Genomic DNA, 671 nt, shown 5'->3' on the forward strand with positions numbered 1-671 from the left:
AGGTAATTCTTCGCCACTATTGACAAGTTCTGCCCCCGCTTCTGTTAAGACAACCGTACCATCTACGATTTCATAATTTACGGTATCGCTCAATGTAACAGTAACCTCGTCACCGTCTTCATCTGTTGTTTCAAACGTCGCAACCACAGCACCTTCAACGGCACTGCCGTCATCTTCAGTGAAGTCATTGCTGCTAGTAATAGTTATTTCTGGTGCATCATTGCTAGTAGTAACACCTGGCTCAACAGTTGCGGCTTCACCGTCTACCGTGCCGTCATTTGGTGTTAGTGTAAATGCAGGTAATTCTTCGCCACTATTGACAAGTTCTGCGCCCGCTTCTGTTAAGACAACTGTACCATCTACGATTTCATAATTTACGGTATCGCTTAATGTAACAGTAACCTCGTCACCGTCTTCGTCTGTTGTTTCAAACGTCGCAACCACAGCACCTTCAACGGCACTGCCGTCATCTTCAGTGAAGTCATTGCTGCTAGTAATAGTTATTTCTGGTGCATCATTGGTAGTAGTAACACCTGGCTCAACAGTTGCGGCTTCACCGTCAGTAGTGCCGTCATTTGGTGTTAATGTAAATGTAGGTAATTCTTCGCCACTATTGACAAGTTCTGCGCCCGCTTCTGTTAAGACAACTGTACCATCTACGATTTCATAAT

The 671-nt window shown here is 44.7% G+C and carries 1 protein-coding gene; it reads right to left on the reverse strand.

Annotated elements, in window-relative coordinates; all coding sequences use genetic code 11:
- Window positions 1–671: hypothetical protein (locus V5290_RS17330; RefSeq protein WP_333388777.1), on the reverse strand; the 671-nt coding region annotated here is incomplete at both ends.

Source organism: Psychromonas arctica (assembly GCF_036697365.1).
Taxonomy (GTDB): Bacteria; Pseudomonadota; Gammaproteobacteria; order Enterobacterales; family Psychromonadaceae; genus Psychromonas; species Psychromonas arctica_A.